We start from the raw sequence: 24,320 nt of genomic DNA, 5'->3' as shown, positions 1-24,320 counted from the left end.
CCGGGCACCGGGTGGTACGGCGGCGCGGGCCGCCGGAAGGGTCAGTCGTCGGCGCGGCCGAGCTCTCGGTCGATGAACGCGAGGAGTTCCTGCCGCCCTGCGGTCGCCGGATCCACCGGCACCGCGGGCTCCGACCAGTCGTCGGCCAGTCGGCGCAGCCGCTTCGCGATGTCGCGGCGGAGAACGGCGTCCGCCACCGTGGTGGGTGAGGTGGCCTCGAGCCGGTGCAACTCCGCCGCCACCCCGCCGCCGGACCGTGCGGCGGGCAGCGGGGTCCGGTCCGCCGGTGATGTGTCCGCCGCCGTGAGGCCGCCGAGCCGGCCGAGGACGAAGTCGGTCACCTCGCCCGGGGTCGGACTGTCGTAGGCCAGGGTCACCGGCAGGGAGAGCCCGGTCAGGACAGCGAGCCGCTCGCGCAGCGCGACCGCGCCGAGCGAATCCAGGCCCATGTCGAGGAACTGCCGGTCGGGGTCGACTTCGGAGGGGGCGCCGAGACCGAGCCGGCCGGCGAGCAGCGTCCGTACGGTCTCCAGCAGTCCGGTCCGGCGCTCGCTGCCGGACGCCGAGGCCATCCGCGCCCTGAACTCCAGCACGTCCGGAGGTGTTTCCTCGTATCGCGTACCGTCTCCGCCCCGGTCCGTGATCTCGGTGGTCCCGGTGCTGTCGCCGGGATTCTCCTCCCGGGCGGGGCCCGGGGCCGGCGGCCGTACCGCCGAAGCCGTGGCGGTCGCGCTCAGCCAGTAGCGGCTGCGCTGGAACGGGTAGTGGGGAAGGCCGGTCCGTACCGCGCCGCTGCCCGCGAAGAACGCGTCCCAGTCCACCCGGGCGCCCCTGTCGTGCAGCCAGCCCGCCAGGGCGACGAACCGTGCGGCCTCGGGCTCGCCCCGCCGCAGCGCGGAGCGCGCCCGGGGCCGTCCCCCGGGGTGCCGGTCCGCGAACACCTCGGCCACCGCGCCGCTGAGCACGGTGTCCGGCCCCAGCTCGGCGAAGGTGTCCACCCCCCGGTCGGCCAGGGTGCGCACGGTGTCGGCGAAGCGGACGGTCCCGCGGGCGTGGCGCACCCAGTACGAGGGGTCGCACAGCTCTTCGCGCTCCGCGACCCGGCCGGTCAGGGTGGAGACGACGGGCAGCCGCGGCGGCGCGTAGGACAGGCCCCCGGCCACCCGGCCGAACTCCTCCAACGAGCCTTCGATCAACGGGGAGTGGAAGGCGTGACCGGAGCGCAGCATCCGGTGCCGGGGGAAGACCGCCGCAGCCTTGCGGACGGCGTCCTCGGCACCGGAGAGCACCACCCGGTTGGGCGCGTTCACCGCGGCCACCGCCAGCCGGTCCGGATGCGCGGCCAGCAGCGGCAGCACCTCGTCCTCGGTGGCGTACAGCGCCACCATGGCGCCACCGGCGGGCAGCGCGTTCATCAGCCTGCCCCGCGCGGCGACCAGCGTCACGGCCGAACGCAGGTCCAGCACCCCCGCGACATGCGCCGCGGTCAGCTCCCCGAGGGAGTGCCCCGCGACGAAGTCGGCGGCGAAGCCCCACGATTCGAGGAGCCGCCACATCGCCGTCTCCAGGGCGAAGAGGACGGGCTGGGTGTAGTCGGTCCGGTCGAGCAGCTCCGCCCCGGGATCACCGGGTCCGGCGAATGCCACCTCGTGCAGCGGCCGTCCCAGATGCGGTTCGAACAGGGCACTGATCTCGTCGAAGGAGGCGGCGAAGACCGGATGGGCGGTGTGCAGTGCGGCGCCCGCCCCCGGCCGCTGGGCACCCTGCCCGGAGAAGACGACGGCGCAGCCGCGGCCCGGCCGGGCCGGGCGGGAGCCGGTCCGCCCCTCGGCCACCGAGGCGAGGGCGGCCCGTAGTTCCTCCGCGTCCGCGCCGGTCACCGTGCGCCGGTGGTCCAGCGCCGTACGCGTGGTGGCCAGGGAGTACGCGATGTCGTGCAGCCGGGTCCCGTCGGCGTCCGCGCAGAACTCCCTTACCTGCGCCGCTTGGGCGGCCAGGGCGCGCGGGCTGCGGGCCGACAGCACCAGCGGCAGGACGGGCAGCGGCTTCCGGACCCCCCGGTCCTCCGGACGGTGCGCGTCGGGCTGTGCGGGGGGTTCTTCGATGATGAGGTGGGCGTTGGTGCCGCTGATGCCGAAGGAGGAGATGGCGGCGCGGCGGGGTTGGGTGGTGGGGGGCCAGGGGTGGGGTTGGGTGAGGAGGTTGATGTGGCCGGTGGTCCAGTCGATGTGGGGGGTGGGTTGTTGGGTGTGGAGGGTTTTGGGGAGGGTGTGGTGGTGGAGTGCGGTGATCATTTTGATGAGTCCGGCGATGCCGGCTGCTGCTTGGGTGTGGCCGATGTTGGATTTGAGGGAGCCGAGGTGGAGGGGGTTGTGGGGGGTGCGGTGTTGTCCGTAGGTGGTGAGGAGGGCGTGGGCTTCGACGGGGTCGCCGAGTCGGGTTCCGGTGCCGTGGGCTTCGACGGCGTCGATGTCGTTGGTGGTGAGGTGGGCGTCGTGGAGGGCGGCGTGGATGACGTGTTGTTGTGCGGTTCCGTTGGGTGCGGTGAGTCCGTTGGAGGTGCCGTCGGAGTTGACGGCGGAGCCGCGGATGACGGCGTGGATGCGGTGGCCTTGGGTTTGTGCGGTGGAGAGGCGTTCGAGGAGGACGATTCCGGCTCCTTCGGCCCAGCCGGTGCCGTCGGCTCCGGCGCCGAACGCCTTGCACCGCCCGTCCGCCGACAGCCCCTGCTGACGGGTGAAGTCCTCGAACACCGACGGCGTCGCCATCACCGTGACGCCGCCCGCGAGGGCCGCGTCGCAGTCCCCGGCGCGCAGTGCGCGGCAGGCGAGGTGCAGGGCGACCAGGGACGATGAGCAGGCCGTGTCGATGGACAGGGCGGGGCCGTGCAGACCGAGGGTGTACGCGATCCGGCCCGAGGCGACGCTGTGCGAACCGCCCGTGAGCCGGTGGTCCGCGACCGCGTCGGGCAGCGCCGTGACACCTTGGGCGTAGTCGTGGTTGACGATCCCGGTGAACACTCCCGTGGGGCTGCCGCGGAGTGCGGACGCCGGTACTCCGGCACGTTCCAGGCACTCCCACGCCAGCTCCAGCAGCAGACGCTGCTGCGGGTCCATGGCCAGCGCCTCGTTCGGGCCGATGCCGAACAGGTCGGCGTCGAAGTCGCCCGCGTCGTAGAGGAATCCGCCCTGGCGCGTACCGCTGCTTCCCGGTGTGCCGTCCGTACCGAACAGCGTGTCGAGGTCCCAGCCGCGGTCATCGGGGAAGTCGCCGATGGCGTCGCGTCCTTCGGCCAGCAGCTGCCACAGGTCCTCGGGCGAGCGCACCCCGCCGGGGAAGCGGCAGGCCATGCCGACGACCACAATCGGATCGTCGTCCGCCGGCCGGTCGGCCCGGTTCACACGGTCCGCCGGAACCGCCGCCCGCTCCGGTGCCCCGGCACCCGTCCCCGCATCCGTGACCAGGGCGTCGAGGCGGCGCGCCATCGCCAGCGGCGTGGGATGGTCGAACATCAGCGTGGTGGGCAGGGGCAGCCCGGTCGCCGTGGCCACCCGGTTGCGCAGCTCCACCGCCATCAGGGAGTCGAAGCCGATCTCGCGGAAGGCCCGGTCGTTGGGGACCGATCCGCCGTCGGTGTGCCCGAGGACCGCGGCCGTGTGGGCGCGTACCAGCTCCAGCAGGACCCGGCTCCGCTCGGTCGCGGACAGGGCGCCGGTACGGGCGGCGAAGTCCCGGCCCCCGGCCGGGTCCGGAACGGCCGTCCGCCGGGCGGCCCGCCGGTCGGCGGCGCGCAGCAGCGCGGAGGCACCGGGGGAGCGGCGGGCCCGCGCGAGGTCCAGCCGGGCGGGTACCAGCAGGGCTTCCCGGCTGCCGAGGGCGGCGCCGAACAGGTCCAGGGCGTCCTCGGTGGGCAGGGGCAGGATTCCGGCGCGGCGCAGCCGCTCCCCGTCGGCGGAGGACAGTCCGGTCAGTCCGCTCCGCTGCTCCCACAGCCCCCAGGCGAGGGACAGCGCGGGAAGACCGCGGGCCGTGCGGTGGTGCGCCAGGGCGTCCAGCAGACTGTTGGCCGCCGCGTAGTTGGCCTGCCCGGCGCCGCCGAGGACCCCGATGACGGACGACAGCAGGACGAAGATCTCCAGATCCGATCCGGTGGTCTCCTCGTGCAGCGCGAGCGCGGCTTCCGCCTTGGGGCGCATCACACGGGTCAGCCGTTCGGGTGTGAGCGAGGTCAGCACGCCGTCGTCGAGTACGCCGGCGGCGTGCACGATCCCGGTCAGCGGATGCCGGCGGGGGACCCCGGCCAGCAGCTCGCGCAGTGCGGTCCGGTCCGTGATGTCGCAGGCCCGGACGGTCACCCGGGCGCCGAGGGAGCGGAGTTCCCTGCGCAGTTCGCCGACGCCGGGAGCCCGGCTTCCGCGGCGGCTCACCAGCAGCAGATGGCGCACGCCGTGGTCGGTGACGAGCCGGCGGGCGAGCAGACCGCCGACGGTGCCCGTGCCGCCGGTGACCAGGACGGTTCCTTCGGAGGACAGCCTCCGCGGCGGCCCGGCGGGGGCACGGGTGAGCCGTGGCGCGTACAGCAGGCCGTCCCGGAGGGCGAGTTGGCTCTCACCGGTGGACAGCGCGGTGTGTACGGCGGCGTCCACGGCCTGTTCGCTTGCGCCGGGTTCCGTATCGAGGAGGAGGAAGCGGTCCGGGTACTCGCTCTGGGCGGCCCGGACCAGGCCCCAGACCTCGGCGTGGCCGAGTCCCGGGACCGGGTCCGCGGCGTGCACCCCCACCGCGCCACGGGTCACGACCACGAGCCGCTCCGCCGCGGACCGCTCGTCGGCGAGCCGGGCACGGATGCGTTCCAGGACCGCCGCCCCGGATCCGAGTGCCGCCGCGTCCAGCACGGCGGTACCGGTTCCGGCCCGGCCGTCCGTCCGGCTGCCGGCGGTCTCCCCGGGCGGGGCCGCGGGCAGGGTTCGCCACTGGACGCGGAAGAGCGCGTCGCGGACCGCGGGCGCCGCGGCCGCGAGTGCGGCGCCGGGCAGCGGACGCCAGGTCAGCGACTCCACTACGGCCAGCGGGGCGCCCGAGGCGTCGGTGAGATGCAGCGTCACGGTGTCGTCCCCGCGCGGCACGACATGGACCCGGGCCCTCGACGCGCCGCCCGCCAGGACCGACACACCGCTCCAGACGAAGGGCAGGAGCATCTCCGTACCGTCGTCGCCGCTGCCGTCCCGGGCCAGCAGAACGGCGTGCAGGGCGGCGTCGAGCAGAGCGGGGTGCACGGCGAACCGGTGCGCATCCGCGGCCTGTCCGTCGTCGAGCGCGACTTCCGCCCAGTACTCGTCACCGCGGCGCCAGGCCGCGCGCAGACCCTGGAAGGCGGGACCGTAGCGGTGTCCGCGGACGGCCCACCGCGGGTAGAAATCCTGGAGCGGTACGGGGACGGCGCCGGGCGGCGGCCAGTCGGCGGCCGGTCCTGACGCGGGCTCCGCCGTCTCCGGCGCGAGGACACCCGAGGCGTGCCGGATCCACCGGTGCTCCCCGGCCCCGTCGGCCCCGTCGGTGGTGCCGGTGGTGTCGGGCCTGCTGTGCACGGTCACCTCGCAGCAGCCGTCGTCGTCCGGCGGCCCCGCGGACACCTGAAGCGCGACGGCGCCCGAACCGTCCGCGGCGAGGACGAGAGGCTGTTCCAGGACCAGTTCCCGGAGCCGGGTACGGCCCACGGCCTCACCGGCCCGCAGCGCCAGTTCCGCGAAGGCCGTGCCCGGGAGCAGCGGAGCCTGGGGACCCGCGTGGTCGCGCAGCCAGGGCTGAGCCGCCGGGGAGAGCCTGCCGGTCAGGAGCGCCCCGCCGGCGGGCAGCGGGACGACCGCGCTCAGCAGGGGGTGCCGGGCGGCATCGGCCCCGGCGCCGGTGATATCGGCGGTACCGGTGCCCAGCCAGTGGCGCTGCCGCTGGAAGGCGTAGGTCGGCAGGTCGGTTCGGAGGCCGGGGCGGCCCCCGAAGACCGCGGCGGGATCAATGCGTACGCCGCGGCAGTGGGCTTCGGCGAGGGAGAGCAGGAAGCGGCGCAGGCCGTCCTCGTTCCGCCGCAGGGTGCCGACGGCGGCGGCCGGGATCTCCTCGTCCTCGGCCGTCGTGAGCACCCCGGAGGTGAGCAGGGGATGCGGACTCATCTCCAGGAACGCCCGGTGACCGGTGTGCAGCAGAGTCCGGGTCGCGCCGAGGAAGTCGACGGGCCGGCGCACATTGCGGAACCAGTAGTCGGCGTCCATCGTCCGGCCGTCGACGACCTCCCCGGTGACGGACGAGCAGACCGGGATCTCCCCCTTCCCGGGATGCAGAGTGCCCAGTTCGGCCAGGAGCGGGTCGCGCAGCGGATCCATCAGCGCACAGTGCGAGGCGACACCCGTGACCACGACCCGGGCCCGGATGCCGTCCGCCTCGCAGGCGGCGACGAAAGCGTCCACGTCCCCGGTGCTTCCGGCGACGGTGGTGGCGGTGGGACCGTTGATACCGGAGATCTCCACCGTTCCGGCGAACGCCGCGATCCGCTCCCGTACCGTCTCCACCGGGAGGGCGACCGAGGCCATGGAGCCGGGGGAGGGCATCCGGGTGAAGAGCCGGCTGCGGACCACGACGACCCGCGCGGCTTCCTCCAGCGAGAGCACCCCCGCCACACACGCCGCGGCCATCTCACCCTGCGAGTGGCCGACCACGGCGTCCGGCCGCACTCCGCCCGTGGTCGTCCAGAGCCGGGCCAGGGACACCATGACGGCGAACAGCAGGGGCTGGGCGACGTCCAGCCGCTCGGTGGAAGGGGCGCCGGGCGTACCCAGCAGGGCGTCCATCAGCGACCAGTCGGTGAGCGCGTCGACGGCGGCCGCGCACTCCCGCAGCCGGGCGGCGAACTCGGGTGATTCGTGCAGGAGCTGCCGGGCCATGCCCGGCCACTGGGATCCGTGTCCCGGGAAGACGAGGACCGTACGCCCGTCGGGCTCGGTGGCGGCGCGGACCACGCCCGGTGCGTTCTCCGCCCCCTCGGCGATCGCGGTCAGACCGGCACGCAGCTCGGCGGAGTCCGCGGCGACGACGACGGCCCGGTGCTCGAAACCGGTCCGGGTGGTCGCGAGCGCATGGGCCAGATCACGGCCGCGGGTCCGGTGCCGGTCCGGGTGGTCGAGATGGGCCAGGAGAGCGGACGCCTGGCCGCGCAGCGCCTCCGGGGTGCGGGCGGACAGGAGATACGGCAGCGGGCCGTCGGGCCGCTCCGCGCTGTATGTGCCGGGTGCGCCGGGTGTGCCGGGTGTGTCGGGTTGCGGTTGTGGGGTGGGGGGTTCTTCGATGATGAGGTGGGCGTTGGTGCCGCTGATGCCGAAGGAGGAGATGGCGGCGCGGCGGGGTTGGGTGGTGGGGGGCCAGGGGTGGGGTTGGGTGAGGAGGTTGATGTGGCCGGTGGTCCAGTCGATGTGGGGGGTGGGTTGTTGGGTGTGGAGGGTTTTGGGGAGGGTGTGGTGGTGGAGTGCGGTGATCATTTTGATGAGTCCGGCGATGCCGGCTGCTGCTTGGGTGTGGCCGATGTTGGATTTGAGGGAGCCGAGGTGGAGGGGGTTGTGGGGGGTGCGGTGTTGTCCGTAGGTGGTGAGGAGGGCGTGGGCTTCGACGGGGTCGCCGAGTCGGGTTCCGGTGCCGTGTGCTTCGACGGCGTCGATGTCGTTGGTGGTGAGGTGGGCGTCGTGGAGGGCGGCGTGGATGACGTGTTGTTGTGCGGTTCCGTTGGGTGCGGTGAGTCCGTTGGAGGTGCCGTCGGAGTTGACGGCGGAGCCGCGGATGACGGCGTGGATGCGGTGGTTTTTGGTTTGTGCGGTGGAGAGGCGTTCGAGGAGGACGATTCCGGCTCCTTCGGCCCAGCCGGTGCCGTCGGCTCCGGCGCCGAACGCCTTGCACCGCCCGTCCGCCGACAGCCCGCCCAGCCGTCCGAACTCGGCGAAGAGACCCGGCTCCGCCATCACGGTCGCACCGCCCGCGAGGGCCGCGTCGCAGTCCCCGGCGCGCAAGGCGCGGCAGGCGAGGTGCAGGGCGACCAGGGACGATGAGCAGGCCGTGTCGATGGACAGGGCGGGGCCGTGCAGACCGAGGGTGTAGGCGATCCGGCCCGAGGCCACACTCGGCGTGGTTCCGGTGAAGAGATACCCGGCGGCTTCGTCGTCCGAGGTGAAGCGGGGCCCGTACTCCTGGTGGGTGGCACCGATGAAGACTCCGGTGGCGCTGGTACGGAGTGCGGACGCCGGTACTCCGGCCCGTTCCAGGCACTCCCACGCCAGCTCCAGCAGCAGGCGCTGCTGCGGTTCCATGGCCTGGGCCTCACGCGGACTGATGCCGAAGAAGGCCGCGTCGAAGTCCATCGCGCCGTCCAGGAAACCGCCTTGGCGCACCGGGACGGGGCCGGTGCCTGCCGGCCCCAGGTCCCAGCCGCGGTCCTCGGGGAAGTCGCCGATGGCGTCGCGTCCTTCGGCCAGCAGCTGCCACAGGTCCTCGGGCGAGCGCACCCCGCCGGGGAAGCGGCAGGCCATGCCGACGACTACGATCGGATCGTCGTCCGCGGGCCGGTCGGCCCGGTTCACACGGTCCGCCTGAACCGCCGCCCGAGCCGGTGCCCCGGCACCTTCTCGGGGGCCCGCCGTCGCTGCGGCGAGATGGTGTGCCATCGCCTGCGGCGTCGGATGGTCGAAGACCAGGGACTCCGGCAGCCGCAGGTCCAGCGCCTCACCGAGCCGGTCGCGCAGTTCCACCGCGCCGAGTGAGTCGAGCCCCTGCTCGCGGAGGGGGACGGCCGGTTTCACGGACTCGGCGGAGCTGTGGCCGAGGACGGCCGCGGCCTGCTCGCGCACCTTCCGCAGCACGGTTTCGGCCCGGTCCGCAAGGCTCCGGGCCCCGGGCTCCTCCACGGGGTCCGGACCCTCCTCGGCACCGGATGGCCGCGTTTCCGCCGCTTCCGCCGCCTCTCCGGTCTCCGCCGGGTCCGGCTGCGAAGGGACGGTCACTTCGGGGCCTTCGGCCGGCCAGTGCCGTACCCGCCGGAAGGGGTAGGTGGGCAGCTCGACACGGTCTCCGAACGGGCCGGTGAACGCCACGGGGTCCAGCTCCACGCCCCGCGCGTACAGTACCGCCGCGGCGTCCAGTGCCGTACGCTCCTCCGGCCTTCCCGAGCGCAGCAGTGAGACAAAGCTCCGGCCCGACGGCGAGGCCACGGACTCGCGCGCGGCGGCACTCAGCACCGCCCCGGGGCCCACCTCCACATACGAGGTCAGCCCCTCCGCGTCGAGCCGCCGCACCCCGTCGTGGAACCGGACCGTGCCCCGCACCTGCCGTACCCAGTACTCAGCCGTGGCGATCTCCGCGGGGCCGGCGAAGTCACCCGTCGTATTGGAGATCACCGGCAGGGTGGGCCGGTGGTACGTCAGCGTCCGGGCGATACGCGCGAACTCGCCCAGCACCGGGTCCATATGGTGCGAGTGGAACGCGTGGCCGACCTTCAGCCGGGAAACCCGGGTGCCGTCCCGCCGCAACCGGGCCACCAGCGCGTCGACGGCACCGGCGTCACCCGACACGACCACGGAAGCCGGTCCGTTGACCGCGGCCAGACCGATCACGCCCTCCTGCCCGGCCAGTTCGGTGAGCATCTCCTCCTCGGAGCGCGCGACCGCGGCCATCGCGCCGCCGGAGGGCAGGGCCTGCATCAGCCTGCCGCGGGCCGCGACCAGGGCGGCCGCGTCCGGCAGGGACAGCACCCCGGCCACGTACGCCGCCGCGAGTTCACCGATGGAGTGCCCCAGCAGCGCCGCCGGGCGCAGCCCCCACTCCCACAACTGCCGGTACTGGGCGACCTCCAGGGCGAACAGCGCGGGCTGCGTGTACTCGGTGCGGTGGATCAGGGCCGGTGCGCCCCCGTCGTGCGGATCGGGCCAGAGGACGTTCTGCAGCGGACGGTCGAGGAGCGGGTCGAACTGAGCACACACCTCCTCCAGGGCCGAGGCGAAGACCGGCGCGATACGGGCCAGCCCGCGTCCCGCGCCGGGGCGCTGGGCACCCTGCCCGGTGAAGAGGACCGCGACTCCTCCACCGGCCCCCACCGCCTCCCCCACCACCGTCTCGTCACCGGTACCCGTGGCGAACGCCTCCAGCCGGGCCAGCAGCTCCGGCCGGTCGGACGCGGTCAGTACGGCGCGCCACGGCAGCGGTGTGCGTGTCAGCGCCAGCGACGTCGCCACCGACGACGGCGAGAGCCGCGGGCGGGACCGCAGATGGGCGCCGAGCCGGTGGGCCTGGGAGCGGAGTGCCTCGGGGTCGCGTGCCGACAGGACGAAACCGAAGGGCCGGTCGCCCTCCCCGTGCCCCGCCGGTGGGCCGCCGTCCGCCGTCCGCTCCGACGGCGGGGCCTCGGCGAGCACGATGTGCCCGTTGGTGCCGCCCATCCCGAACGAGCTGACGCCCGCGATACGCCGCACCCCGGTCCGCGGCCAGGGCGTGAGCGTGGTCTGCACCCGCAGATTGGCGTCGTCCAGCCGCAGCGCGGGATGCGCCCTGATGTGGTTGAGGGTGGGCGGCAGTTCGCCGTGCTGGAGGCAGAGCACCGCCTTGAGGACGCCGGTGATGCCCGCCGCGCCCTCCAGATGGCCGACGTTGGTCTTCACCGAGCCCACGGGGAGCGGCTCGCCCCGGGGCCGGGCGCCGCCCAGGGCCGCGTCGAGGGCCTCGGCTTCCACCGGATCGCCGACGGGGGTGCCCGTGCCGTGCAGCTCCACATACCCCACTTCGCCGGGCCGGACGCCCGCCCGGCTCAGCGCCCGCTCGATCACCTCGCGCTGTGCCTCGGCACGAGGGGTGGTCAGCGACGGGCCGCCCCCGTCGTTGTTGACGGCGCTCCCGAGAACGAGGCAGCGTACGGAGTCCCCGTCGGCCACCGCGCGGCGCAGGGTCTTCAGCACCACGACGGCGCCGCCCTCACCCCGTGCGTAGCCGTTGGCACGGGCGTCGAAGGTATGGCAGCGCCCGTCGGGCGACAGGGCGCCGAACGCGGCGACATCGGCGGTTCCGCCCGGTTCGAGCAGCAGGTTCACCCCGCCTGCCAGGGCCAGGTCCGATTCCCCGGAGAGCAGGCTGACACAGGCGAGATGCAGGGCCGTCAGCGACGAGGACTGTCCGGTGTCGACGGTCATGCTGGGACCCCGCAGGCCCAGGGTCCACGAGACCCGGTTGGCGATCAGCCCGCGGCTGCGGCCGGTCAGCGCGTACCGGTCGGCGCTTCCGTCGCCCCGCCGGGCGAGCCTGGCCGTCCAGTCGTCGCCCATGGCACCGGTGAAGACCCCCGTCCTGCTCTCGCGCAGGGAACCGGGGCCGATTCCCGCGTTCTCCAGAGCCTCCCAGGCCAGTTCCAGCATCAGCCGCTGCTGCGGGTCGAGCTGCGCCGCTTCCCGCGGGGAGATGCCGAAGAACTCGGCGTCGAATGTGTCGACCCGGTCCAGATAGCCGCCGGGATGCCCGTCACCGGGGGCACCGGGGTGGCCGTCGGGTGGCGCGGACACCGCACTGCGCCCCTCCCGCAGCAGCCGCCACAGCGCCGCCGGGTCCGGTGCTCCGGCCAGCCGGCACGACAGCCCGACGACGGCGATCGGCTCCACCGCGCCGCGTTCGTCCGGGGGATTCTCCCGCCGGCCGCTCTCGGCCGTACGGATCGGGGTGCGCTTCATCGCTTCCACTCCAGGGTCTTCGGTGGCCGGGGCCGCCTCGCGGACGGCGGATGCGTCGCGTCGCTCAGCGCCGGGCAGATGTCCGGGCATCCGGCGGGAGCCCTGTTCCGGCCCGGTGAACGAGGCGGGGCACGGGTCCGGGGCGGGTCCTCACGAGCCCGTCCGGCGACGGTCCGGCCCGCCCCGGGCCGCGACGCCGGGGACGGGGGCGGGGACTCTCCCGTACAGGGGTTCACCGGCCGGGAGGGGCGGGCCGGACCGCCGGAGCACCGAGCATAGGCAGACCCACGAGACCCCCGGGGAACGGCTCGGTCTCCAACCGTCATCCGGCAGATGAAGACCGGACGGAGACCGTGGAGTGACGCTCCTCCCCGCCGCCCGACCTAGCGTGGTGCCCGCCCGAACTCCCCGAATCTCGCCCGAATTCCCTGAGCTTCGCCCGAATTCCTCGAACCCCGCCCGAACCATCCCGGAACCCGCCTGTGCTCCGGGGCGCCCGGCGGCCCGAGCGCCCAGCCGCCGGTGCGACCAGCCGTGTGTGGGGCGGCCGCCGGTGCGGGCGGCCGGCACCGATCCCGCCCCCCTTCCCGTACCCCCGGCCCCGGGCCTCCGCCCCCGTCACCCGTTATGCGAGGACGTCATGGACACGACCACCACCTCCCCGCCGCCCGTGCCCGCGAAGTACGCCGAGCGGTTCCTGGAGGACATGCTCTCCGCCTGGTGCCTCGACGTGGAGTACACCCGGGCCGGCGGCGACACCCTGTACTACACGGACGACGAAGGCACCGAACGGGCCGTGACCGACTTCGTCGGCGGATTCGGCTCGCTGCTCCTGGGCCACCACCATCCCGCCGTCACCGCCCGGATGCGGCAACTTCTCGACGGTGAAACCCCCGTACACGCCCAGTTCTCCCTGCGCACCCAGGCCCATCAGGTGGCCGCGCGACTCAACGAGATCCTGCGCCGCGAGTTCGCCGGGGTGCCCGACGAGCCCGCCGGCGGATACTCCGCCGTCTTCGCCAACAGCGGAGCCGAAGCCGTCGAAGCAGCCCTGAAACACGCCGAACTGGAACGGATGAACCGGCTCGCGGCCCTGGAAGAGGACCTCACGGCACGGCTGCGGACCACCGTGGCCGCCGTACGCGACGGATCGGCCGTCCTCGGTGCCCGCCTGCGCACCGTCATCGGCGGCCTCGACGCGGACGCGCCCCCCGGGGTGGCCGCCGACGCCCTGAGGGCGGCACTCGGCGTGCGCAACGCCCGCGCGCTCCACCGCCCGCCGCTGTTCCTCGCCCTCACCGGCGGATTCCACGGCAAGCTCTCGGGCAGCGTACAGATCACCCACAACCCGGCCTTCCGGGCACCGTTCGCCGGACTCGGGCCCCGGGCCGTCTTCGTCTCCGCCGACCGGCCGGCCGAACTGGAACACGCGATCGCCGGGGAGACGGTGAACGCCCTCGACACCACCACCACTGCCGACGGCGTCGTCGAACTCGTGGAGCGTCCGGTTCCGGTCTTCGCCGCCATGTTCCTGGAGCCCGTCCTCGGCGAGGGCGGTGTGGTGCCGTTGCGGGCCGAGGACGCCCTCGCCCTCCGCCGTATCTGCGCCTCCCACGGCATCCCCCTGGTGGTCGACGAGATCCAGACCGGGTTCGGACGCTGCGGAGCGTTCTTCGCCTCCTCCCTGATCGGTCTGCGCCCCGACTACCTCACCCTCGCCAAAGGCATCGGCGGCGGCATCGCCAAGTCCTCCGTGCTGCTGGTCCGTTCGGACCGCTACCGGCCCGAATTCGAACTGGCTCACAGCTCCACCTATGCCAAGGACAGCCTCTCCTGCTCGGTGGCGCTGACCGTGCTGGACCTCCTGGAGGCGGACGGCGGACAACTGTACGAACGCGCCGCCGAACGCGGGCGGGCCATCCGCGGCGCCCTGGAGGAGGTCGGGGCGGAGTACCCCGACGTGGTCGCCGACGTCCGCGGCCGGGGACTGCTCATCGGCATCGAGTTCCACGACCAGTCCGACGCCGCGTCACCGTACCTCCGCGACCTCGCCCGGCGCGGACACTTCGGCTTCGCCGTCTCCGGCTATCTGCTGCGCGCGCACGACCTCCGGATGATGCCGACCGGCAGCGCCCCCCACACCCTGCGCATCGAACCGTCCGCCGCCATCTCCGACGCCCGGATCGCGCACCTCGCCACCGCACTGCGCGATCTGTGCGGGATCATCAGGAACCAGGACGCACATCTCCTCGTCCGCGCCCTCGTGGGCCGGGCGGCGGCCGGATCCCGCCGTACGGTGAAGGACTTCCGCCGGGCCGGGCCGCCCGCGGAGCAGTCCTTCGCCGACCCGGAGACCGGGCCCGTCCCGCGGATCGCGTACCTGGCGGAGCTGGGTGAACCGGACGCGCTGCGCTCCTACGATCCGTCCCTCGCCGATCTCGACGACACCGCGCTCGACGCCTTCGTCCAACGGTCCGCCGTGGCCGGTGCGCCGGCGCCGCTGCCGCCGGTCCGCTTCCGCTCGCCGACGGGCCGGGCGGCCGACCTCGTCGTCCATCCGCTGCCGGTTCCCCGCACCGCGGTCCGTCCGCCCGCCGAGCTGGTCGCCGGGGCACTCCGTGCGGCGGTCGCCGCGGGCAGCTCGGTCGTCGCCCTGTCACCCGGGGCCGCCGCAGCCTTGGGCGACCGCTCCCGGCCGGGCGTTCACCTCACCACGGGGGAACACCTCGGCGGGCCGGCCGTGTCGACGGGTCCCGGCGGCGCCTCGCTGCCGCCCGGCTTCACCGGGGACGGGACCCTGCCCGGTGCGGTGGCGGAGGCGCTGCTGACGGCCTTCGCCGGCCCCGGCGCCCTGCGGTCCGATGCCGAAGCCGAACGCACCGCCGCCGAACACGGCCTCCTGCTCGGGGCGGTGAACCCCCGTTGACCGGCCGCCTCCTGGACGGTGAAACCGCCGCCGGGGCGCAGACACGGGCCCTGCTGGGCACCCTGGAACCGGCCGGCCCGGGGGCACTGACCCGGGTGACCGTCCACCCGTCGCTCCTGGCGGAGAGCCTCTCCCGGACCGGCGGCGGGCCCACCGGCTGGGCCGTCGAGTTCGCGGCCGGCCTCCACCGGGACCTGACACGACGGGACCGCACGTCGGGCCGGACCGAACTGCCCGGCAGGGCCCGGTTCGTGGAGGCACTGGCACTCTGGTCGGTGACGGCCCTCCACGGCGTCTGCGAACCGCCCGCGGCGCTGACCGGCGAGATCGACCGGATCGCGGGGGAGTGCGCCCAGGCGGGCACCGGCCCCGAAGCGGTGCTGAAGTGTCTGCGCGCGGCGCACGCGGGGCTCAGCTCGGCCTTCTTCGGCCGCTGTACGGAGACGGTGGGGGGCGTCGACCAGCCGGCCGTCATGAGGGAGCTGTCCGTACGGCTCTTCGACGCGGTGGAAACCGTCGCGTCCCTCGTCGCCGAACGGTGGACGGCCGTGTCGGAGGAGCGGCTGAACGATCCGCGGGCCCGCTCCGCCGCGCTCGTGCGCTCCGTCCTCGCGGGCGGGCCGATGCCGCCCGCCGCGTCCCTGACGGCGCGGCTCGGATACGACCTGGGCGGGCGCCATATCGCCCTGGTGCTGTGGTGCCGGGACCACTCCGGCACCGGATGCGCGACCGCGCTGGAGAACCGGGCCCGTACCCTCCTCGAACGGGCCCGGTCCACCTCGTTCCTCGCCGTACCCGCCGGTCCGTGCGGACTGTGGGCATGGGGCGGGGGCGCCGTCGACGACCGGGCGATCCGGGAGGCCCCGCCGCCCGCCGCCACGGGCGTGCATACCGCGGTGAGCCTGCCCGGCCGCGGGCTTCCCGGCTTCCGGGAGGCCCATGAGCAGGCGCGTGCGGTGGAGCGGTTGGCACGGGCGGCCGGTTCCGCCCCCGCGGTGCACGACTACACCTCGGTGGAGCTGGCCCTGCTGCTCGGAGAGGATCTGGGCCGGGCGGCCGAATTCGTCGCAAGGGAACTCGGCCCGCTGACGGCCGGGGGCCCGGCGGCGTCCGCGCTGCGCACCACGGTCAAGAGCTACCTCGACCACGAGCGCAGCCTGTCGACCGCGTCCCGGGAACTGCACGTCGCCCGGAACACGGTCGCGTACCGGGTGAAGAAGGCCGAAGTCCTGCTCGGCCGCTCCCTGCGCACCGAACACCTCCGGCTGCACGTCGCCCTGCAACTGGCGGAGACCCTGGGCACGGCGGTGCTCGCCGCCCCCGGCGGCGGTGAACGCCCGGCTCCGCGGCCGGGGTGACCACAGCGACTCCCCCCGGGTGCCGGTACGGCGGCACCCGGAGGTGGCTGCTCTCAGTGCCAGGGCGAGATGCCGTCGAGGCCGAACAGGGCGCGGCTGTAGTCCTCCAGGATCACCGGGTGATGGAGCATCGCGTGCCGGCTCCCGGTCTCCAGATCCCGCCAGTAGCGCTGCACGGGATTGCGCCGGGCGAACCCGCTCGTCCCCGCGATGTCGAGGAGCCGCTGGACACCGCGCCGCCCGCACTCCAGGGCGGAGACGCTGTGCATCCGCAGCCGCGCCCGCTCGGCGCGGTCCAGTTCCTTGCCCTCGGGGGCCCGGTCCAGCCCGTCCGCGGCGGCGTACAGATGGAGGGTGCTGGTGTCCAGCAGATGGGTGGCTTCGGCGAACCACAGACGCACCGCCGGTGAGTCGGCCGCGTTCTCGTAGGAGGAGTAGGCGATCGGCCGCCCCTTGTCCAGCGTCCGGCGGACCTCGTCCCAGGCCCCGTGGGCGGCGCCGACCAGCGCGGACAGCGAGTGCAGATTGCCCTTGACCAGGGTGGTCGGCGAGAGGAGTTCCTCGTAGCGGCCGTCGGGACGGCGCGGTGGCACCAGGGTCCGGCGGTCGGGGACGAAGACGTCGGTGGCGGTCATGGCATGGGTCCCCGTGCCCGCCAGGCCGGCCATGAACCAGGTGTCTTCGATCAGCAGCTCCTCGGGGCGCACCAGCGCGTCGACCACGCCGACCTGCTCGCCGCCCTCGATGAGCGGTACGGCCACCAGGAGCGCCCAGTCGGAGACCCGGCACCCCGATGCGTAGGGAAAGCGGCCGTTCACGACGAGGCCGCCGTCGACCCGGTGGGCCCGGGTGCCCTGCGGGCTCGCCGCCGACAGCAGTACGGAATCGGGGTGGTCGCCGAAGACCTCCTGGAGCCCCTCCTCGGACAGCAGCAGGGCGAAGTCCGTGGAAGCGGCGTGGTTGGCGGCGATCCACCCGGTCGACGCGCAGCCGCGCCCGATTCCGGAGAGGACCTCGACCTGGGTGCGCACACTGAGGTCGTGGCCGCCGAACCGCGGCGGCACGGTGAGGCGCAGCAGCCCGGACTCGCGCAGGGCCCGCATGTTCTCGGGTACGACATCACGTTCCTGCTCGGTCCGCTCCGCATGGGAGCGGAGTACCGGGACGAGTTCGTGCGCGCGGTTCACCAACTCCTGCGGAGAAGGACCGGGCCGGCCGGCTGAAGTGACTGTCACGGTTGCGGCTCCTCATCGGCAGATGCGGTTTCCCTGGGGGACACCTCTTCAGTCAAGCAACCGGGGGCCGTCACCGCTTGCGCCCCGGGTCCACATCCGGGCGGGGGAACCGGTCGCGGAGACCGGAAAGCGTCCGGGCCCGGTGCGGCTACTCGTACCGGTACTTCAGCGCGTCCTCCTCCCGCTGCTCGATATCGGCGATCGTGAGTTCCGGCATCCGCAACTGGGCCAGCGTCACCTCCGCCGACGTCGGCTGGGCGTCCGCCGGCAGCCACTGCTCCGGCTTCCAGGCCGCACCGCGCAGCAGCGATTTGGGGCAGTGCGGATAGACCTCTTCGATCCCCAGCACCAGCGCACTGGCCGGCGGCTTGCCCACGGGGGTCAGCTGCGACAGCAGCTCCGGGCGGGTGGAGACACAGGCCCGGCCGTTGACCCTGAGCGTCGTGGTGCGCCCGGGGACGACGAACAGCAGCCCGGCGCGTCCGGTGGCGACGACGTTCTGCAAGGTGTCCAGACGTTTGTTGCCGGTCGCGTCCGGTATCGCCACCGTCCGTGCGTCCAGGACCGCGACGAATCCCGCGGGGCCGCCGCGCGGGGAGACGTCGCAGTTGCCCTCGGCGTCCGCGCTGGCGACCAGGACCAGCGACGAGCATGCGATCAACTGCCGGGTCTGCTCGGTCAGCTCGGTCATCTGCTTGCGCACGGCCGCTTCGCCGGGGAGTTCGTAGACCCGGCGAAGGGCCTCCTGGTCGGGCACGGAGTCGAGGAGGAGGGAGTCGAAGGCACTGCCGGCAAGGGTGGATGTCATGGCTTCGACCCTACTGGGGCGATCTGCGGTCTTTCCTGACCGGAGGTCAGGGCGAGATACGCCTCCTCCAGGGACGGCTCCTCCGCGGCGATTTCGAGGACGCTCAGGCCCTCCCGGGCGGCGATCGGACCGATATCGGCGAGGCCCGCGCCCTCGGCGATCCACCGGCCGTCGCCGCTCATGGAGAGAAGGAATGTCCCTCCGTGGTGCGGCCGCTCCCGGCCCGGCCGCCCCCGGAACCGGGTGTCGGTGGGGGCTGCTTGGATGGGGAACTCCCGCGTACGCGGAACCCGTACGAGCCCGGACGGCTTATGGGCGACCGGCCGGGAACCCTGCACGCACTGTCGGCCCAAGGGGGAACCCGATGTCCCTGCACGAAATCGAGGACCTGGTCGCGGACTCGGTCCGTGTCCTGGACGGGCGTACCGCGCCGGACGATCCGCGGGTCCGGGACTGGTTCACCGCGCTGTACGCCTTCCAGGCCGGATACGACTGCTCGTTCACGCACTTCCGCGTGATGGACATTCTGCTGCGCCGCCGGTACACGTACCGCTTCCCGGTCGACCGGCATCCCGACTACCCCGCGCGCCGCGCATACTTCGACGCACTGGCCGAGTTCACGGGACTGCGGACCTTCGACGAGGAGGCACCCGGTTTCGAAGGCTACGACTCCTGGCTGGAGGACGGTTACGTCGACCCGCCGTTCCTCTACTGCGACGCAGGTACCGCCCTGTGGCGGCGCATGGCCGCCGCCGGTGAACTCCTCGGTCCCGACGCCGAAGCGCCACGGCGCGTCCAGCTGATCGACGTGGTCCGCGAGATCGCCGTCGCCGCCGAGCAGGAGGGGGACCGCGAACTGATCGCCATCTGGTACGCGTTCGGCCCCGAAACCCTGCTCGGCGGTCCTGCGGGCTGCCCTTTCGACGTCGACGAACTCGCCGAGCTGCCTGCCGTGCGGGACCTGCGTGCCGTGGTCCGCCGCACCGGGGCGTCGGCCGTTGCGGAACGGATGCCCTACGCGGTCCCCGTGGAGTTCACCGATCCCCAGGACCTCGCGGCCTGGTGGTGGCAGCTCTGACCACCGGCACCGGCCTCCGCGCTCGCCCCCGGCAGCGCCTCGCGGCCGCCTGCCCCTCCGTCAGTGGGAACCGCTCCAGGGCGCGGGCACAAAGGTCCAGGTGACCTCGGCGGTGCCGGGGCCCGCGTTGCGCCAGGTGTGGGGCTCCCGGCCGGAGAAGGTCAGCGTGTCCCCGGCGGCGAGCGACTCGGTGCGGTCCGTGAAGCGGACGGAGACCTCGCCGCTGACCACGTGCAGCACTTCCACCTCGCAGTTGATCGTGTACAGCTCGTCGCCGCCGTGCGCGCCGGGCTCCAGCCGCGAACGCAGCACCTGGACCTTCGACTGAGCACGGGGAGTGACCAACCGGTCCTCCACGCCGTGCCCGCCCATATTGAGCCGCGGGGCCGTGTCCAGGCGGATCACCTCGGTTTCGGCCCCTTCGAAGAGCGAACCCACCGGCAGTGACAGCACCTGGCAGAGGGTGACCAGCGAGGTGACGCTCGGCGAGGTCTCGTCGCGCTCGACCCGGCTGAGGAATCCCCTGGTCAGGCCGGTGGCAGCGGCAACCTGCTCGATGGTGAGGCCCTGCGCCTTGCGACAGGCCCGCAGCCGTGCCCCGACCCGGACCGGATCGGCGGACGGCGTCGGGTGCAGCGCTTTCATCGAAGACCTCGCGTCGCTCGTTCGGCTTCCGGACCACCCTTGACAAGGTGGTGACTCAGGGCAAACACTACCCGGAATGAAAGTTGCCTAATAAGCATTCTTTGTTGTGTATAGGTAACTTCCCTTCTGGTTACAGATCCGAGGTTCCGATGAACGCCGTCGAACCCCCCGGGCCCCCGATCGGCCCTCCGGACGCGAGTCTGAGCCCGCGCTACGCGGGTATCGCGACCTTCGCCCGGCTGCCCCGCCTGGACGACGTTCCACGCGCGGACATCGCCGTCGTCGGCGTCCCCTTCGACAGCGGCGTGAGCTACCGGCCGGGTGCCCGCTTCGGGCCCGCGCATATCCGTGAGGCGTCCCGGCTGCTCCGCCCGTACAACCCCGCACAGGACGTGGAGCCCTTCGCCGCCCAGCAGATCGCCGACGCGGGCGATATCTCCGCCAACCCGTTCAATCTCGACGAAGCGGTCGCCCAGATCCAGGCCGCCGCCGAAGAGCTGACCGCGGACGGCACCCGGCTGCTCACCCTCGGCGGCGACCACACCATCGCCCTGCCGCTGCTGCGCGCCGTCGCGAAGCGGCACGGCCCGGTCGCCGTGCTCCACTTCGACGCCCACCTCGACACCTGGGACACCTACTTCGGCGCCCCGGTCACGCACGGCACCCCCTTCCGCCGTGCCTCCGAAGAGGGACTCATCGACCTCACGGCCGGTCTGCACGTGGGCACCAGGGGCCCGCTCTACTCACGCCAGGATCTGCGGGACGACGAACGCCTCGGATTCGCCGTGATCTCCAGCCCCGAGATAGAGGCCGAGGGCCTGCCCCGGGCGATCGAACGCATGCTCGCGCGCCTCGGCGACCGCCCCGTGTACCTCTCCATCGATATCGACGTCCTCGACCCGGCACACGCCCCCGGCACCGGGACCCCCGAGGCGGGCGGGATGACCAGCCGCGAACTGCTCGCGATGATCCGCGCTCTGCGCGGCACCCGTCTGGTGGGCGCCGATGTGGTCGAGGTGGCCCCCGCCTACGACCACGCCCAGCTCACCGCCGTCGCCGCCGCCCACACCGCGTACGAAATCCTCTCGGCGATGACCCCGGACCACCTCCCCCGCCGGACGGCCGGTCCGGCGACCGGCCCCGGGAACGACCCCGACGGCGTCCCCGGGAACGACCCGGAGAACCACCTCAAGAACGACCCCACGAACGACAGGGGAATGCGATGACCTCCTCGGACACCGCGACTCAGCGCGAATCGGCGATCGAACAGCATTCGATCGACTATGTGCCCTCGTCCGAACGGCACGGCAAGGTCTGGCACCAGGGACCGTTCTGGTTCACCGGCAACTTCGTGCTGCCGACGATGGTCGCCGGGTTCGTCGGCGCCTCCATGGGACTGAGCGTCTGGTACAGCGTGCTGGCCATCGTGCTCGGCGTCGGAGCCGGCACCTTCTTCATGGCCTTCCACGCCAACCAGGGCCCCCGGATGGGCCTGCCCCAGATGATTCAGTCCCGGGCCCAGTTCGGCAGCCGGGGCTCCACGGTGCCCTTCGCCGCGACCGTCTTCGTCTACGTGGGCTTCCTGGTCTTCGACACCGTTCTCGCCAAGCAGGGCCTGGGGCTGCTGCTGCCGGGCGGTGAGCTGTTCTGGTACCCGGTCCTGATCGCGCTCTCCATCGTCATCGCGGTCGTCGGCCACGACCTGCTCCACTTCGTCCAGCGCTGGCTGACGTATCTGCTGGTCGTCGTCTTCGCCGTGCTCACCGTGGTCGCCATCGTCCACTTCGGCTCCAACCCCACCCCCGCCGACGTGCCCGCGGCCACCGCCGGCTGGGACCTGACGGCCTTCCTCGTCCAGTTCTCCCTGGCCGCCGGGTACAACATCAGCTACTCGGTCTACGTCTCCGACTACACCCGCTACCTCCCGGCGAAGGTCCCCGCGCGGAAGCTGATCACCGCGGTGTACGCGGGTGCCGCGTTCTCCGCCGTCTGGCTGATGTCCCTGGGCGCGATCCTTGCCAGCTATCTGCCGGACCCCGATCCCATCACCGCCCTGCGCGAGGTCGGCGACCTGCTCTTCCCCGGCTTCGGCCTGATCGTCGTCATGACCTCGGTGCTCGCCCTGATCTCCATCATGGGCGTCAACGCCTACGGCGCGATGCTCACCGGCGCCAGCGCCCTCGACGGCTTCCGCAAGGTGCGCCCCACCGTGCGGCTGCGCGTCGTCGGTCTGATCGCGGTCGGCCTGCTCTCCCTGGTGGTGGCCCTGCTCATCCCCGACGACTACATCGGCAGCTTCAACAACTTCGTGCTGATGATGCTCTACTTCCTCGTTCCGTGGACCGCGGTGAACCTGGTCGACTTCTACTTCGTCCGCCGTGGGAAGTACGCCATCGCCGAGATCCTCAAGCCGGACGGCATCTACGGCCGCTGGGCCTGGCGCGGCGTCACCGCCTACGTCATCGGGTTCGCCGCGATGGTCCCCTTCTTCTCGACGAGTTTCTACGTCGGCCCCGTCGCGGACGCCCTCGGCGGCGCGGACTTCTCGTTCGCTGTCGGACTCGTCGTCTCCGGCGTGCTCTACCTGCTGTTCTCCCGGAACCTGGACCATGAGGCGGAAGCCGCCGCCCGCGCGGCCAGCGAAGCCGAACTGGAAGGCACGGCCGCACAGGAGGAATCCGTACGATGAGCCCGCAGTCACCCCGCCCGGACACCGGGCGGAGCACCGAGATCACCGTCGCCGTCTGCCAGATCGCCCCACAAGTCGGCGACACCGAAGGCAACCGGGCGCGGATCCGTACGGCGGTCGAGACGGCGGCGGAGCGCGGCGCGCAGGTCGTCGTCCTGCCCGAGCTGGCCGCCACCGGCTATGTCTTCACCGGCGCGGAAGAGCTGCGGAGCCTGGCGGAGCCGCCGGACGGCGACACGATCAGGGAGTGGGAGGCGCTCGCCGCCCGCCACGGCCTGGTCGTCGTCGGCGGCTTCGCGGAGCGCGGCGAGGACGGCCGGGTGTACAACGCGGCGGCCCTCGTCGACCCGGCCGGGCTGCGAGCCGTCTACCGCAAGGCCCATCTCTGGAACGGCGAGAAGACCTGGGGCTTCACCCCCGGGGACGGCCGCCCACCGGTCGTCGACACCCCGTACGGCCGTATCGGGTTCATGGTCTGCTACGACCTGGAGTTCCCCGAGTGGGTACGGCTCGCCGCCCTGGACGGAGCGGAACTGCTCTGCGGACCCGTCAACTGGCCGCTGTACCCGCGGCCGGAGGGTGAGCGGCCGACCGAGATCGTCCGTGTCCAGGCCGGTGCCTCCGTCAACCGCATGTTCATCGCGGTCGCCGACCGGACCGGCACCGAACGGGGGCAGGACTGGCTGGGCGGCAGCGTGATCGTCGACGCCGACGGCTATCCGCTGACCGTGCCGGGCCTCGGCGAGGAGGCGGTCCACACCGCGACCTTCGACCTCGCCGAGGCGAGGAACAAGGCCATCAGCGAGAACAACGACGTCCACGCGGACCGGCGCCCCGGGCTGTACACCGGCCCGCGCCCCGGGGAGGAGCGGTCATGACCACCACCGTGGCCATCGTCCAGCAGCCGCCCGCCCTGCTGGATCTCGACGAGTCCCTGCGCCGCGCCGCCGCGCACATCACCGAGGCCGCGGCGTCGGGTGCCGACCTCGTGGTCTTCCCCGAAACCTGGCTGACCTGCTATCCGGCCTGGGTCTTCGGGCTCGCGGGCTGGCGGGACGCCGAGGCCAGGCACTGGCACGCCCGGCTGCTGGAGCAGAGCCCCGTACTGGACCCCGGCGGCGACGACGCCCTCGCCCCGGTCCGGGCCGCGGCCCGGGAACACGGGGTGACCGTCGTACTCGGCCTCAACGAGCGGGCCGCGCCCGCCTCCGGATCCCTGTACAACTCGCTGCTGACCATCGGCCCGGACGGCGGCACCCTCAATGTGCACCGCAAGCTGACCCCCACCCACACCGAGCGGATCGTCTGGGCCGCCGGAGACGGCGCGGGCCTGCGCGTCGTCGAGACCCCGGCCGGCCGGGTCGGCTCACTGGTCTGCTGGGAGCATTTCCACCCCCTCGCCCGGCACGCGCTGCACGCCCAGCACGAGGAGATCCACGTCGCCGCCTGGCCCGATATGCCGGAGAGCCACACGATCGCCGCAAGGTCGTACGCCCTGGAGGGACGCTGCTTCGTGGTATCGGCGGGCCTGCTCCTCTCCACCGACGACGTCCCCGACGACCTGCTGGCCGCCTACCGGGCCGGAGTGGGTCCCGACGCCCCGGCGGACGGTCTCCTCTTCACCGGCGGTTCCGGTGTCGTGGGTCCCGACGGCACGTGGATCGTGGAGCCCCTCTACGGGAAGCCCGGGATCATCACGGCTGCTCTCGACCGCGGCCGGCGCTACGAGGAAGCGCTGGACCTGGACGTCGCGGGCCACTACGGCCGTCCGGACGTCTTCACCCTGTCCGTGGACCGGACCCGGCGCGACAGCGGGGTCCACTTCACGGACTGACCA

At 73.1% G+C, this 24,320-nt stretch carries 12 protein-coding genes; 7 read left to right on the top strand and 5 right to left on the bottom strand.

Annotation, left to right across the window (positions count from 1 at the left end):
• Nucleotides 1-41: 41 nt before the first annotated feature.
• Nucleotides 42-11,744, bottom strand: coding sequence for a type I polyketide synthase (locus ACIQ9E_RS07035; RefSeq protein WP_403703176.1), 11,703 nt, complete (start codon nt 11,742-11,744; stop codon nt 42-44).
• Between the two features lie 640 nt (nt 11,745-12,384).
• Here ACIQ9E_RS07035 and ACIQ9E_RS07030 point away from each other — a divergent pair.
• Both ACIQ9E_RS07030 and ACIQ9E_RS07025 read left to right on the top strand, forming a co-directional pair.
• The gene (locus ACIQ9E_RS07030; RefSeq protein WP_403703173.1) at nt 12,385-14,670 is read left to right on the top strand and encodes an aspartate aminotransferase family protein; all 2,286 of its coding nucleotides are present in this window, start codon (nt 12,385-12,387) and stop codon (nt 14,668-14,670) included.
• A complete protein-coding gene (locus ACIQ9E_RS07025; RefSeq protein ID WP_403703170.1) occupies nt 14,667-16,028 on the top strand; it encodes a PucR family transcriptional regulator in 1,362 nt (453 codons plus the stop codon). The genes ACIQ9E_RS07030 and ACIQ9E_RS07025 overlap by 4 nt, the downstream gene beginning before the upstream one ends.
• 53 nt (nt 16,029-16,081) lie before the next feature.
• Here the strand turns inward: ACIQ9E_RS07025 and ACIQ9E_RS07020 are convergent, their stop codons facing one another.
• From ACIQ9E_RS07020 to ACIQ9E_RS07010, 3 genes are all read right to left on the bottom strand, one after another.
• A complete protein-coding gene (locus ACIQ9E_RS07020; protein ID WP_403703167.1) occupies nt 16,082-17,263 on the bottom strand; it encodes an acyl-CoA dehydrogenase family protein in 1,182 nt (393 codons plus the stop codon).
• Between the two features lie 148 nt (nt 17,264-17,411).
• Complete coding sequence (locus ACIQ9E_RS07015) at nt 17,412-18,071, bottom strand: MSMEG_1061 family FMN-dependent PPOX-type flavoprotein (protein ID WP_403703164.1); 660 nt, start codon at nt 18,069-18,071, stop codon at nt 17,412-17,414.
• A complete protein-coding gene (locus ACIQ9E_RS07010; RefSeq protein WP_403703161.1) occupies nt 18,068-18,253 on the bottom strand; it encodes a hypothetical protein in 186 nt (61 codons plus the stop codon). Before ACIQ9E_RS07010 ends, ACIQ9E_RS07015 begins: the two co-directional genes overlap by 4 nt.
• 182 nt (nt 18,254-18,435) lie before the next feature.
• Between ACIQ9E_RS07010 and ACIQ9E_RS07005 the strand changes: the two genes are divergently transcribed.
• Complete coding sequence (locus tag ACIQ9E_RS07005; protein WP_403703158.1) at nt 18,436-19,149, top strand: hypothetical protein; 714 nt, start codon at nt 18,436-18,438, stop codon at nt 19,147-19,149.
• Nucleotides 19,150-19,209: 60 nt separating this feature from the next.
• Here ACIQ9E_RS07005 and ACIQ9E_RS07000 read toward each other — a convergent pair whose 3' ends face one another.
• On the bottom strand, nt 19,210-19,794 hold the full coding sequence (locus tag ACIQ9E_RS07000; RefSeq protein WP_403703155.1) for a helix-turn-helix domain-containing protein: 585 nt from the start codon (nt 19,792-19,794) through the stop codon (nt 19,210-19,212).
• 149 nt (nt 19,795-19,943) lie between these two features.
• Here ACIQ9E_RS07000 and speB point away from each other — a divergent pair, with 149 nt between their 5' ends.
• The 4 genes from speB to ACIQ9E_RS06980 are packed head-to-tail and all read left to right on the top strand — an operon-like array spanning nt 19,944 to nt 24,317.
• Nucleotides 19,944-21,020 (top strand): agmatinase, encoded by a 1,077-nt coding sequence (gene speB / locus ACIQ9E_RS06995; protein ID WP_403703152.1) that lies wholly within the window; start codon nt 19,944-19,946, stop codon nt 21,018-21,020.
• Nucleotides 21,017-22,483: a purine-cytosine permease family protein gene (locus tag ACIQ9E_RS06990; RefSeq protein ID WP_403703149.1), complete on the top strand. Its 1,467-nt coding sequence runs from the start codon at nt 21,017-21,019 to the stop codon at nt 22,481-22,483. The genes speB and ACIQ9E_RS06990 overlap by 4 nt, the downstream gene beginning before the upstream one ends.
• Nucleotides 22,480-23,361, top strand: a complete 882-nt coding sequence (locus tag ACIQ9E_RS06985) for a nitrilase family protein (protein WP_403703146.1) — start codon at nt 22,480-22,482, stop codon at nt 23,359-23,361. The genes ACIQ9E_RS06990 and ACIQ9E_RS06985 overlap by 4 nt, the downstream gene beginning before the upstream one ends.
• The gene (locus ACIQ9E_RS06980) at nt 23,358-24,317 is read left to right on the top strand and encodes a carbon-nitrogen hydrolase family protein (RefSeq protein WP_403703143.1); all 960 of its coding nucleotides are present in this window, start codon (nt 23,358-23,360) and stop codon (nt 24,315-24,317) included. Before ACIQ9E_RS06985 ends, ACIQ9E_RS06980 begins: the two co-directional genes overlap by 4 nt.
• Nucleotides 24,318-24,320: the final 3 nt, after the last annotated feature.

Source organism: Streptomyces sp. NPDC094448, from assembly GCF_044763775.1.
Lineage (GTDB): Bacteria > Actinomycetota > Actinomycetes > Streptomycetales > Streptomycetaceae > Streptomyces.
Note: the sequence above shows the minus strand (reverse complement) of the source record. Positions and strands in the feature narration are given on the sequence as shown.